The organism is Syntrophomonas erecta subsp. sporosyntropha, assembly GCF_055395365.1.
Genome location: NZ_AP042459.1, coordinates 2,212,391 through 2,225,740, shown reverse-complemented (window position 1 = coordinate 2,225,740; position 13,350 = coordinate 2,212,391). Strand labels below are relative to the sequence as shown.

Below are 13,350 nucleotides of genomic sequence, written 5' to 3'. Positions count from 1 at the left end.
GGCTCATTTCAGGCCTCATCTTCATAATAATATTATGCTTTCATCTTTATTCATTGGTAATCGGAAATTAAGGAAATAAGCCCTTTTTTTGCACCTTTAAAACCGGTGGACTTTATCGTTTTAAGATGTTGGATATGACTGTTAGCATGTAAGTTATTATTAATGCAGGTAAAAACCACGCCCAATTATACCGTAATCCGCGAACAGATAAAAGTGGTTTTTAGGCTACCACAAGTATTGCAGGCAGGTAAAACGCAAGTCTATAATAAGTCCAAGCCCTATTGAATCTATGCATCAGTCTTAATAGGAGTCAAAGGTTCCCCTTTAAATATACGAACAGCAGTACGGGCAGCGGCTCCCAGGGACAGGAAAAATTCTTTTTCCTCCTGTATTCCTCGCCCCATGGTAGTTACTTTCATCCCGCTTTTTTCTAACCAATCCAGCACCTGAGGGTAATCTTCCCGGCAAATCAGGTGGTGATCAAATAATTTCAATTCTTGTAGCTGCTGTAGCAATAAATCCATTTTTTCCTGTTCCAAAACTGGTAGTGGTAGGATAGATTTTATCCGGCATATATGAGAAAGTACGGTCAGGGTATGATGACTTATCCCGCGATGCCTGGGACGCTGATCGGCAAAACTTATTCTGGGAACAGCAATCGCAGTCCCTTGCAGGGTATCAACGGCATTGAGTATTTCTCCCTGTTCTACACCGGTAAACCCCCACTTGGTACCAGTTCCGACTATACCTGGACCCATCGATACTATGATAACATCCGGCTTTAATATTTCCCGGGCCGCCAATAAACCAGAGTATATATTAACCGCTTCTAGATCCCCACCAAAAGCATGTCCGATTGTTACCGAACCAGTCAGAACTCCATTTTCTTTAAGTTTATAGACCGTATTACTGAACGATAGAGGCAAAGCCGCTCCATCTGTCATAATATAAGCCACCTTAAGACCTTCCTGCTTAAGGCATAAAGCCAGCGGTGCCAGCATGGAATGTAGAGTAGCCACCAGTACTGGAATCCCATTGATACTATCAGCATTTTTCAACTGCTGATGATAGGGACTATCTTCTTCCTCAGCACTGAGAACCTTAACCTGTAAAGGAGTGTAGCGGAGCTTCATAATGTGTCCCCCCAGGGGCAGATCTTTTTCCTCCCCATTAAAACTAGCTACCACGAAATGGTAACCACCACTGCCTAGTTTCAGACTCACGGCAGTAGTATTAAGTAATACCCGATCACCTGGTTTTACTTCCCCAGATAGATCCGGATATGCAATACATTTTTCCTCCCGGTCATTAATTAAAACTACATATCCCCTAATTCCCGGCCGGCTAAATAGTTCCTGTTTTATTACGCCTGTTTTTAGCTGTAGCACAATCTTCCTCCTGTTTAATGGCCTACTTCTTTAATTAAAGCTAGAATAAGCTGGGCATCTTTTACCAGATCATCAATGTAAATATATTCATCAGTAGTATGAACAGCCCGCATCCCTACTGCCAAATTAACACAGGGAATTCCATTTCCGTTAATAATACTGGCATCACTACCGCCACCGGTACTCTCCAGACGGGGACTTAAACCTAACGATGCTACCGCCCGGGACGCTATTTTTACAACCTGATCTTCTTCACTCAGGCTAACCTCTGGATAAAGAAATTGCACCTCGACCTCAGCCCGTCCGCCCATACCTTCAACTTCCTTAGTAAAAGTCTCGGTTAACCTGGCGGTAATCTGATCCAGCCTTTTGCCATTAAGACTACGGGCTTCTCCCTTAACACGACAAAAATCAGCCACAATATTTCGCGCTTTACCACCCTCAATGAGTCCGAAATTACAGGTGGTATCCTCATCTACTCTTCCACAGGGCATCTTAGCCAGGGCCCGGGCCGCCAGATGAATAGCATTCCTGCCATCTTCGGGGTTAATGCCAGCATGAGCAGCCTTACCATATACTTTATATTCGATTTCATTCTGGCAGGGCGATTGGATAATGATAGTACCCGGGTCTCCTCCTGCATCCATAGTATAACCAAAGCGGGCTTGCAACTGGCTGTAGTCAAACATTTTTGCCCCCATTAATCCCTGTTCTTCCGCCACCGTAAAAAGTAACTCCATGGGCGGATGTTCAATTTTCTGTTGGTTCAGAACCTCGATAACCTCTAATATAGCAGCGATAGCCGCCTTATCATCAGAACCAAGAATAGTGTCCCCGCTGCTCTTTATGCAGTTATTTTCTATAACCGGCTCTACCCCATTACCCGGCTTAACCGTATCCATATGGGCAGAAAATAATAATACCGGACCCGGCCCTTGTCCCGGAATCCGTACTAGCAGGTTCCCGCAATTACCACCAATCTTGGCGCCGGTTTTATCTTCCCGGCATTCAAAACCCCGGCTGGTAAACTCATCCCATAGAAATTCTTTAATCTCTTTTTCATTAAACGATTCCGAACCTATTTCGGCCAGACGGATAAATCGTTGGACCAGTCTATCCCGGTTAATCATCCACCTGTCTCCTTCCCATCATATCAATAGCCTTTAATATTTTTACCCGTTCAATAGTAGTCGTCAGAGAATACTTTTCCGTGTACAGGTGCATCAAAATGAGAAATACCAATACTCCCACCCGCACCGGTAAATCCAAACAAACAGCTGCTATAAAGCCCAGAGCCACCCCTAGAACATTAGATCCAGCATCTCCCATCATAGCCCCAGCCTTAAGGTCCAGGGGAAAATAATAAACAACCGCACCTAGTAAGGGGGTAATCAGGCTCCACTCTATTCTTCCTACAGCTAGCAGCACAATCAACAACAGAAAAATAAGAAAGCCTTTGATCGCTCGGCCTGGTCTTAAGTCCAGAAGATTAAGCATATTGGTAAAAAGGGCTATAATGAGTACATTTAGAATAATATTGCCCCATCCGCCCGCAATAAACACCGCCAGGAATAAAGCTACTACTCCTCCACCCAGTGCCTTTAATCCCCCAGTAGTAAGACGTCCTTTAAAGAGAGCTCCAAAATGGCCTTTAAATCCCATAGTATCTCGCTGTCCCAACATATCATCTATAAAACCCAGGAAAGACATGGCTAGAACCGCCACTAAAAAGAGGTGATGAAAAACATTATAATCATAAAACAACTTATATACCAGGAAGGTCAGCATAATACTCAGTGGAAAGGTGATGCCTACACTAACCGGTATATCCTTATCCCTAAAATTCTTACGAACTGCTCCCACCTGGTACAACATGGGAACAATAAAGTATAATAATATGCCTTCTATAGCCAGGGCTAGCAGCAAACCGGTTAAACTAACTACCAGTTCAGTCAAGCATCTCGCCTCCTCGCTTCCCTGAGCATTACCCGTACTACATCTATAAACTGCCGGCCTCGATGTATAAATCCCTGCAGATCACGACCAGTTTCACTATGGGTCATACAAGTAGGAACCTCCACCACCCGGAAACCCTTTTGCAGGGCTCTCAATGTCATGCCCAACTCTACCCCGTAAGCCTCATAAAAAGGAGTCACCGAGTCAAGTACTTCCCGGGTCATAGCCCTCTGTCCGCTAAGTGGTGCAATGGCCTCCATATTACCGGCCCGGCGCAGCATCCAGACTGCCGTACCTTTAACTAGGCCGAACCCGCCTTTACGTTGGGCAGGAGGAAAAGCAGCAATACTCAGATCAGCCTTACCCATTACCACTGGTTCAATTATCTTACCCGCTTCTGCAGCTGATTCTCCTAAATCAGCATCCAAAAATACTATAATATCATCATTTACCAGTGGTAATACGGCATTCATAGCCCCACCTTTACCATGATTGACCGGCAAATCCAATACTTTAACACCCATTTCCTCCGCCAACCGGGAAGTAGCATCAGTGGAACCATCATTAACTACTATTATATTACTAATCAAGGCTATTGATTTAACTGCCCGCAGGGTAGCTTGAATACGTTTTTCTTCATTAAAAGCTGGTATCACCGCACAAACCGACTTCACTATTCCTGCCCCCTCATGGCATCAGCAGGCAGGGCCGGCATAAATTTTTTAGCGGTTCTTTTTATGCCATAATTACCAGGTTCACCTTCCATAGCATACACCAAAGAAATTTGTCCAGGACTCATATCGACATTATCAATAGTGCTAATCCCGTACTTTTGATACTCTTCCATATAAGAATAAGGAACGGTAGAGGTTTCTACTCCAAAAACCTTTACCCCCTCATTAAGTAATGCCGTAATCAATCCCTTGTCAAAACTGGTTATAAAAGACATGGCCGCATCAGTAGCTCCGCCTACGACGATAACACCATTAATCGGTCCCTCATTATTACCGCTGAATTTCACCAATCCATTCTCCTGTAAAAAAGCAACTACAGCTGCATCTCCTTTATTAAGAATAACGGCAGCCACACTTGCTGCAATCTGCTCCCGCAAGGCATCCACTGTAACATCATTTTCCAACCCGTAAAAACTAATCACTTTAGCTTTCATTTCCGGGTCCTGCAAACTGGTATCCTCCAGCACTACTGCCTTCGAAGTTATACCCGCTCCAGCAACAGATATGGCATTTAACATACCACCGGGAACATCATTACCACCAGTCACAACAACCGCAGCTCGGTAGCCTTCCAATCTCTGCTGTACCAAAGGAGGTAACAATGCCTGGCTATAATTCTCATAATTATTTATAATCTGATCCTGGTACTGATTTTGTGCTACCAGATTATTTTCCCGCTCCCGCAACACATAGAACTGCTCTTCCAAACGATCAATCATCTTCTTTTGCTGGTCCACTAATAAATCATCACCAACTATAGTGCTACCAATGAGAACCCCTACCCCCAGGGCCAGAAAAACTGCCACAATTGAGGCAATATGATACCGTAAATCAATCATAAATAATCCACCTCTAATTACATACTGAAAAGAAGCCTTAGCTGAAGCATAATCAGTCGGAAAAACGGTTTAGTAGCGGGCGAAACCATAAGAATAATAAATATGGGTATCAAGGCAGCCGCAAACATCTGTAGTAGATAACGGGTCTGCAAATTCTGCTTGTACAATTGGCTTACACCACGAGCATCAACCAGGATTGAACCTACTTTCAGGCGAACCAAAAAAGTACTTCCCATGCCATTACGGCCCTTCTCCAGAAAATCTATCATATTAGAATGAGTTCCTACTGCCACTATTAAGCTGGCTCCATATTCCCAGGCTAAAATCATGGCTACATCTTCACTGGTGCCAGGCATAGGACAAATACGGGCTGCCAGTCCCATACTTTCCACCCTCTGTAAACCAGGGGCTCTACCATTAGCATAAGCATGAACTACTATCTCCGCACCACTGCGTAAAGCTTCATCTGATACACTATCCATATCTCCCACAATAAGATCCGGGGTAAGACCAAATTCAAGCAGGGCATCAGCTCCCCCGTCTACCCCTATCAAAACCGGTTTTTCCTCTTGAATATAGGAACTTATGGTACGCAAATCTTCTTTATAGCTGCTGCCACGCACTACAATAAGAGCATGCCGCCCCAGGATATTAGTTTGCAGGTGGGGTACCTCAAGATTCCCCAACAAAATATCCTTTTCCTTTTTTGCATATTCCAGGGTATTTTCCACAAATTGATCTAGTTCCACCCGAATATTTTCATTAGCATACCGTAATTTGTTATTAACATCATCAATGGTCAGCTCCTGACCTTGGGCAACCATCTCGCCTCCCCAGAAAACCTGGTTATCATGTATTTCCAGCAGGGCACCTTCTCTGATCTTTTGAAATATTTCCTCTCCCACCTCATCGATAATGGGAATACCCGCCTTAAGAATTTTATATGCCCCCCGGGCCGGATAACGACCCGTTATAGAAGGCTGGGCATTTATTATAGCCTGTGGGCGTATATCGATAAGGGAATTAGCCGCTACCTCATCAATATCATCGTGGTTTAGTACTGCTATTTCATTTCGTTTTAAACGCTTAACCAGGTTTTTCGTGCGGCGGTCAAGACGCACTTTTCCTTTAATAAACATGATCCACCTCAATACTTAAAAGCAAGTGTTTTACCGAATTAATATTATCACATTGTCTGCATAAAATAAAAACAGCAGTACTAATAAGTACAGCCGAATAGCAAATAAAAACACCTCTTATTCATTGTAATTCAATAAACAAGAGGTGTAGCTTTTCACCAATCATAGCTAGCTAACCCGGTTTTCCAATCTTAAGCGATCAGCAATAATAGCAATAAACTCTGAATTAGTCGGCTTACCCTTTTCACCGCTTATAGTATACCCGAAAAACTTGTTTATTTTATCCAAATCTCCCCTATCCCATGCCAATTCAATAGCATGGCGAATAGCACGCTCCACCCGGCTCGGAGTAGTATCATACTTCTGAGCAATAGCCGGATATAATTCCTTAGTCACCGCTCCCAGATAGTTAATTTCTTCCACAACCAGCATAATAGCATCACGCAGGTACTGGTATCCTTTAACATGAGCAGGAACTCCAATCTCATGGATTACCTTGGTTACTTCTACTTCTAAATTTCTAGGGGAGGAAGATTGAACTGCCAAATTAGAAACAGAACTCCTTGATTCGCCACTACTCTTTACATCCCGGGCTACCTGGCGGACTCTATCCCCTAGTACCTGTAGGTTAAACGGCTTTAATATGTAGTAATCAGCTCCTAATTGTACTGCCTTTTGTGTTATATTCTCCTGACCAAACGCCGTCAAAATAATAATTTTGGGATGACTGGGCAAATCCATTTCGTTCAACTTTTCCAGTACCCCAATTCCGTCCATATATGGCATAATGAGGTCGAGAATAAGCACATCAACATCGTTTTTCTCCACCTCCTCCAGAACTTCCATACCATTTGTACAAATGGCTACTACCTCAAAATCTTTTTCATTACTGAAATAGTCCTTAAGTATTCCACAAAACTCACGATTATCGTCAGCTATCAAAATGTTTATCCGGTTTGTTTCACTAAACATCTCCTTTTATTCCCCCTCATTTTACCAAAAATCTTAATATTAGGATTTACAAAGGCTTTTCGACGGTTCACCAAGTATTTCCTCTTTTTTTTTTCTACTAAATTAAGCCTTATTGCAGCAGACACTGGCATAATGATACATAGATAACAACAAATCAGATACCGTGTTTAGCTAAGCAAAAAGACGATACTGCGCTTAAACCCTATATTTATCAAGCTAAGAACTATTTATAATTTGTCGAAACGGTCTGGCCCCTTTCTCCTGTTTCAGCCATTTCTGACAACATGTTATCCATAAAAATGCCGTATCCCCGGTGAGGATCATTTAAAAATACGTGGGTAATAGCCCCAACAATTTTACCGTTCTGCACAATCGGGCTACCGCTCATACCCTGAACAATTCCACCCGTGACACTTAAGAGCCGGGAATCAGTAATACGTATAACCATACCCTTGCCATTCTGACGTTCCGGGTGTATCTTTTCAATTTCAATATCAAAAGCTTCAATCTCATCTCCATTGATCACCGTATATATCTGAGCCCGTCCTGGTTTAACCTGATGAGCATACCCTACCTCTACGGTATAGGGTTTTAATGGGTTAGTAAGCTTATCAGCAGTAATACCATAAATCCCACAATGAGTATTTTTAATAATATTTCCACTTACCCCGCTATTGCTGCTAAACACCCCGATCTTCTCCCCCGGTCGCCCTGGTTTACCAGGCTTCACCGTCTGAACAGAAGCACCCACAATCTTGCCTTTCAACACATCAATACCCTGGCGGGTATCTGCATCGATAATTATATGGCCCAAAGCAGCATACTGCCGGTTTTCAGGACTCCAGAAAGTCAAAGTTCCTACACCAACCACCCCATCACGGACATACAACCCTACACGGTAACGCTGAGTTTCCGAACAATAATACCCCCTTACCGGAAGCGATAGCACTTCATTACGGCGCTTTACCGTGATCACCGTGGATACATCTCGTTTTTCATCGATGATCCTGGCTAGATCATTTTCTGAGCGCACCGTTTTTCCATCTATTTTAAGAATAAGATCACCAATCTCTATCCCTTTATCTCGAGCCGGATATACCTTTTCCCCCTGGGAATTAACTACCGGTGCGAATCCGACCACCATAATTCCATCAGACTGCAACAAAACCCCAATAGAATGCCCCCCCAGCACCACCCGACGGGTAGGTACGGATTCTACCGCCATAGATTTAATTGGTATGTAACCTAGCAATTTAAAAGTTACATCTACCCGGCCTGGTTTAAGAGCTACAATTTCATATCCACCGCTGGTACTGCGGTTTACGGCCACCGGAGGATCCTGTGGAGATGCAAAAACACTCTCTGATTCTCCCATCACCTGCATCTGAATACGCTTCTGCCATTGATCAGGTAAACCAAAATTTATATGACTACTCTCCCCAACCACCATCTTCTGCTGATCGGGCAGATTAAAAAAAATCCGGGCCTGCGGTGAAAAACTAATTGCCAGGATCAATACTGCCAGGATAATTCCAGCTACTGGTCGCAACTGTTTCAATTTAAGTAATCACTCCCCGAAGATCTGATAAGATATATTCTCTCCCCAGGGATATTAAAGTATACCGCAACCCCACACAACGACCTACCCAGCAACCAAGCTAAGGCGAACCTGAATGTGGAGGAAAAGAGATAAAGGCGATTCCAGAACCGTAATTAAACCCGTTACTAAAGACAATACCCTTAGAACAAAAACCCGTGCCCACCACTAACTAGAGTCCGGGCTTTTCCGGAACATTCAGGTTCGCCTTACCCACGCACCCCCATAGAGCGACTTACCCAACAACTAGGCTAAGGCTAACCTTAATGTGGAGGAAAAGAGATAAAGGCGATTCCAGAACCGTAATTAACCCCGTTACTTAAGGCAATAGCCTTAGAACAAAAACATGCGCCCACCACAACCTGGAGTCCGGGCTTTTCCGGAACATTCAGGTTCGCCTTGCCCACGCAACCCCATATAGCGACTTACCCAGCAACTAGGCTAAGGCTAACCTTAATGTGGAGGAAAAGAGATAAAGGCGCATCCAGAACCGTAATTAACCCCGTTACTTAAGGCAATAGCCTTAGAACAAAAACATGCGCCTACCACAACCTGGAGTCCGGGCTTTTCCGGAATATTCAGGTTCGCCTTACCCACGCAACCCCATACAGCGACTTACCCCGCAACCAAGCTAAGGCTAACCTTAATGTGGAGGAAAAGAGGTAAAGGCGATTCCAGAACCGTAATTTATCCCGTTACTAAAGACAATACCCTTAGAACAAAAACCCGTGCCCACCACTAACTAGAGTCCGGGCTTTTCCAGAATATTCAGGTTCGCCTTACCCACGCAACCCCATACAGCGACTTACCCCGCAACCAAGCTAAGGCTAACCTTAATGTGGAGGAAAAGAGGTAAAGGCGATTCCAGAACCGTAATTTATCCCGTTACTACGGACTGACCCCCTAATATTGTACAAAAACTCTTAATGTCTGGCTGATACTTAGAATTTGAAAATTTATATAAACTGGCTTTGCCAGGATCATTATTATACCCTTACAGACTGGATTTTTAAGGATTTCTGCTGTAACAGGTGGTACGCTTCATTTGGAGTATGATATTTCAAACTGGAATGAATCCGCACTGCGTTGTAGTCTTTTATGAATTGGCTTACCGTATCGTAAGCTTCGGCATAACTTTGGAATTCATGCTTGCTCAGACATTCTCCTTCTAGGATGGCATTGAAAGATTCAATGTGAGCATTTTTATTGGGTGTACGACAAGGAATACGCTCATGTTCAACGCCGAATTTAATACAGCTTTCATCAAAATGATGACTGATAAACTGTGGCCCATTGTCACTTCGGATGACTAAATCATCGGTTCCATATACCTGACGTTTAAACATGGCTGCCTGTACAGTACGTGCAGCATCCTGAGCATTACAGTTTAGGCCGATGTGGTAATCCACAATAACCCGATCAAACACGTCTATGATAGGCAGAATATAAAAGAAACGGTTTTCTCCAGTAATATAGCCGTATTTGAGATCGATTTCCCACAGACGATTTGAAGAAGTAATTTCATGGTTCCGTGCCAGTCGTCTGGGATGCTTTGCTTTAAGTTTACGCTGCGGTTTCAATATATCCAGTTCTTTACACAAACGATATACTTTCTTTTTATTGATGATAAGCTGGTATTTCCGTCTGAGCGCCCAGGTTAATTTGTGGTAACCATAGTATTCTCCTTCAGCGAAGATGAGTTCACAAAGCCATTCTTTAACCTGTTCATTGCTTACAAATCTGCCATCGTTAGTGCAGGTACTTGCAGTTGTCGGGTGGCCGCCTCTGTGATTAAGTGCAGAAACTGGATGCTTCAAATGGTAATAGTATGTTGAGCGGCTAAGCCCGACCAATCGCAATACAAGGGTTTTATGATATCCTCTTGATATCCATTTGCTGGATATATCTACTTTATCTTGAATTGTGGGTTCGTTTTTTTTACAAGATCCTTAAGAATGGCTATTTCAAGGTCTTTTTCGCCCAGCAACTTTTTAAGTTTCTCGTTTTCAGATTCCAATGCTTTAGCGCTTTGATTATATGGTCCGATTCTAACAGGGATTGGTCCTATTCCAATACTATTGTGATTCTTATGTTCTCTAACCCAACGACTGACCATGTTGGCAGATAAATCATTCTTCCGGGCCACAATAGCGGCATTGCCAACTTCCAGAGATTCTTTAACAATCTGATCTTTAAATTCTTGTGAGTACCTTTTACGTTGCATATTGCCCCCTCCTGTTTTAAAAGGTACCAGATTAAGATACTTTGTCCAAGTCGGTTAGGGGGCTAAAGAGACTAAAGACAATACCCTTAGAACAAAAACCCGTGCCCACCACTAACTAGAGTCCGGGCTTTTCCAGAATATTCAGGTTCGCCTTACCCACGCACCCCCATAGAGCGACTTACCCAGCAACTAGGCTAAGGCTAACCTTAATGTGGAGGAAAAGAGATAAAGGCGATTCCAGAACCGTAATTAAACCCGTTACTAAAAGCAATAGCCTTAGAACAAAAACTAGGTGCCCACCACAACCTAGGGTCCGGGCTTTTCCGGAACATTCAGGTTCGCCTTACCCACGCACCCCCATACAATACTAAGGCCTAAGAAAAAATAAAACCGGAGTACTAAAAGCACCCCGGTCTAACCAACCTCATGTCTTTATCTTATAACGCCGCATCTTTCGATACACAGTATTCCTGGAAACCCCTAACTCCTTGGCTACCCTGGTTATATTTCCTCCAAACTTAGAAATAAGCTCATTTAACTCCTGACGTTCAATATCAGCCATAAGCTTTTTCCGTTTGCGGCGCTCCTGTCCTAAACTAACCGTTTCTACTACTTCTTCTTGTTCGGATGAATCGGTCCCCAGTATTTCGGCCGGTAAATAATCAGCCACAATTTCCTGACCATTACAGATATTAATAATTCGTTCTACCACATTTTGCAGCTCACGAACATTTCCCGGCCAATCATACTTAACTATATAATCAATCACTTCCGAATTAACCCGAGGGGTTTCCACCTCTAACTTCTGACTGATATCCTCTACAAAACGATAAAACAGCATAGGAATATCTTCTCTTCTTTCCCGTAAAGGGGGTAGGATTACCGATATAACATTTAAGCGGTAGAATAAATCCTGCCGGAAATTTCCCTTTTCCACTTCTTTAGGCAGGTCTTTATTAGTAGCACATATTATGCGAACATCAACAGGAATAACCTTGTCATCCCCGATACGAGTAATTTCCTTTTCCTGAATAGCCCTGAGCAAAGCTACCTGTTTACCCAAAGGCATTTCCCCAATTTCATCTAAAAACAACGTACCCCCAGAGGCCAGTTCAAATTTTCCCGGACGTCCTCCCCTTTTAGCTCCTGTGAAGGCACCCTCAGCATAGCCAAAAAGTTCGCTTCCTAACAGGTCGCGGGGAATAGCCCCACAGTTTATGGCTACAAAAGGGCCGCGTCGGCGGGGACTCCGGTTGTGAATGGCCTGAGCAAATAACTCCTTACCAGTACCGCTTTCCCCTTGCAGTAAAACATTACTATCCTTATCAGCCGCCAGGGAAGCAATCTGTATAGCTTCTAAAAGCTTTTTATCTTTCCCCATGATATCTTTAAAATCATAAGTAGCATGAGCCCCACTGAAACGATTTACCAGATTGCGAATTTTTTTCAGGTGGTTTATTATCACTACCCCGCCAGTAATCGTTCCCCGTTCATCACGAATCGGCATGCCCGATACCACACAATGAATAATTCCATTTCTACCATAAGCTTCTGTTTCAACATCATAGAATTCCCGCCCCGTAACCAACATGCTTTTCACCCGGGAAGTATCGGGAAATACATGCTCCATAGTCAGCTCATGTAAATGCCGGGTACATAATCCAGCCAGCTTTTCCGCCACCGGATTAATTTGCACAATCCGGCCCCGTTTGTCCAACACAATAACACCATCTGACATGGTACCAAATACATTGGTCATCCGGTTGTTGGCAATGGTTAACTCCCGGTTTTTTTGCTGTAAGACCATTTGAAACATAATGGCATCTACTGCGGCAACCATGATTCCCAGCGTGTGTAAATGTGTTTTTTCTGAGGGACCGGACATGTCCAGCACCCCTATTAACTTTCCTTGATCGTTAAAAATAGGAGCCGCCGAACAAGTCCAGGAATGATGTTTGATACAGAAATGTTCCTCTCCTGATACCTGCAGGGGTTTTTTTTCAACTATAGCAGTCCCTATAGCATTAGTCCCTACCTGCTCCTCACTCCAGTTGGCCCCTTTTATAAATTTAAGAAATGACGCATTATCCAGGGTTTCCCTGTCACCTAATGCCTCCAGGATAAAACCCTTCTCATCAGTTAACATTACTATAAATCCGGTTCCAGCTACAAAGCGATATATCCTTTCCATAAAAGGTTGAGCTATATCCACCATATCCCGGCGTTTGTACATTAAATTCTCCAGTTCTGCTCCTTTTAATAATAGATGAGTCTGCCCATCATAAGGATCAACTCCGGACTCCATACACCTGCGCCAGGACCGGGCAATTACTGGATCTACCCAGGCTTCATCCAGGTAATCGTTCTCTACATATTCCCGCCAAACATCCTTCACAGTTCGAACACAATTGGTCGGCTTAGTTTTCACGAACATCCCTCCTGGAAATGTTGCGTCGGTTTACAATCATCCCCTTTAGTTAGTATACAAAACTGGTCCCCCA

General features: G+C 43.5%; 11 protein-coding genes. All 11 read right to left on the bottom strand.

The window, feature by feature from the left end:
* Window positions 1–287 precede the first annotated feature (287 nt).
* On the bottom strand, window positions 288–1,388 hold the full coding sequence (locus ACZ5Q0_RS10880) for a DUF3866 family protein (protein WP_446817953.1): 1,101 nt from the start codon (window positions 1,386–1,388) through the stop codon (window positions 288–290).
* Window positions 1,389–1,402: 14 nt separating this feature from the next.
* Window positions 1,403–2,518, bottom strand: coding sequence for a M20/M25/M40 family metallo-hydrolase (locus ACZ5Q0_RS10875; RefSeq protein WP_446817954.1), 1,116 nt, complete (start codon window positions 2,516–2,518; stop codon window positions 1,403–1,405).
* Entirely contained in the window at window positions 2,511–3,344 is an 834-nt protein-coding gene (locus ACZ5Q0_RS10870) for a hypothetical protein (RefSeq protein WP_446817955.1), read from the bottom strand. The genes ACZ5Q0_RS10875 and ACZ5Q0_RS10870 overlap by 8 nt, the downstream gene beginning before the upstream one ends.
* Window positions 3,341–4,018 (bottom strand): glycosyltransferase family 2 protein, encoded by a 678-nt coding sequence (locus ACZ5Q0_RS10865; protein ID WP_446817956.1) that lies wholly within the window; start codon window positions 4,016–4,018, stop codon window positions 3,341–3,343. Before ACZ5Q0_RS10865 ends, ACZ5Q0_RS10870 begins: the two co-directional genes overlap by 4 nt.
* Window positions 4,018–4,917, bottom strand: coding sequence for a copper transporter (locus tag ACZ5Q0_RS10860; protein ID WP_446817957.1), 900 nt, complete (start codon window positions 4,915–4,917; stop codon window positions 4,018–4,020). The genes ACZ5Q0_RS10865 and ACZ5Q0_RS10860 overlap by 1 nt, the downstream gene beginning before the upstream one ends.
* A 17-nt stretch (window positions 4,918–4,934) precedes the next feature.
* The gene (gene steA / locus ACZ5Q0_RS10855; RefSeq protein WP_446817958.1) at window positions 4,935–6,056 is read right to left on the bottom strand and encodes a putative cytokinetic ring protein SteA; all 1,122 of its coding nucleotides are present in this window, start codon (window positions 6,054–6,056) and stop codon (window positions 4,935–4,937) included.
* A gap of 168 nt (window positions 6,057–6,224) precedes the next feature.
* Window positions 6,225–7,028: a sporulation transcription factor Spo0A gene (spo0A, locus tag ACZ5Q0_RS10850; RefSeq protein ID WP_447182531.1), complete on the bottom strand. Its 804-nt coding sequence runs from the start codon at window positions 7,026–7,028 to the stop codon at window positions 6,225–6,227.
* A gap of 223 nt (window positions 7,029–7,251) precedes the next feature.
* Window positions 7,252–8,586 carry a SpoIVB peptidase gene (gene spoIVB / locus ACZ5Q0_RS10845; protein WP_446817960.1) on the bottom strand — a complete coding sequence of 445 codons (1,335 nt, stop codon included), beginning with the start codon at window positions 8,584–8,586 and terminating at the stop codon, window positions 7,252–7,254.
* 1,025 nt (window positions 8,587–9,611) lie between these two features.
* On the bottom strand, window positions 9,612–10,478 hold the full coding sequence (locus ACZ5Q0_RS10840; protein WP_464827279.1) for an IS3 family transposase: 867 nt from the start codon (window positions 10,476–10,478) through the stop codon (window positions 9,612–9,614).
* Window positions 10,479–10,531: 53 nt separating this feature from the next.
* Entirely contained in the window at window positions 10,532–10,849 is a 318-nt protein-coding gene (locus ACZ5Q0_RS10835) for a transposase (protein WP_447182485.1), read from the bottom strand.
* Between the two features lie 424 nt (window positions 10,850–11,273).
* Window positions 11,274–13,277, bottom strand: a complete 2,004-nt coding sequence (locus tag ACZ5Q0_RS10830; protein WP_447182530.1) for a sigma-54-dependent Fis family transcriptional regulator — start codon at window positions 13,275–13,277, stop codon at window positions 11,274–11,276.
* Window positions 13,278–13,350 lie beyond the last annotated feature (73 nt).

Coding starts and splice junctions, on each gene's coding strand:
- ACZ5Q0_RS10875 (WP_446817954.1), bottom strand. CDS start 2,518: ATGATTAACCGGGATAGACTGGTCCAACGATTTATCCGTCTGGCCGAA.
- ACZ5Q0_RS10860 (WP_446817957.1), bottom strand. CDS start 4,917: ATGATTGATTTACGGTATCATATTGCCTCAATTGTGGCAGTTTTTCTG.
- steA (WP_446817958.1), bottom strand. CDS start 6,056: ATGTTTATTAAAGGAAAAGTGCGTCTTGACCGCCGCACGAAAAACCTG.
- spo0A (WP_447182531.1), bottom strand. CDS start 7,028: ATGTTTAGTGAAACAAACCGGATAAACATTTTGATAGCTGACGATAAT.
- ACZ5Q0_RS10835 (WP_447182485.1), bottom strand. CDS start 10,849: ATGCAACGTAAAAGGTACTCACAAGAATTTAAAGATCAGATTGTTAAA.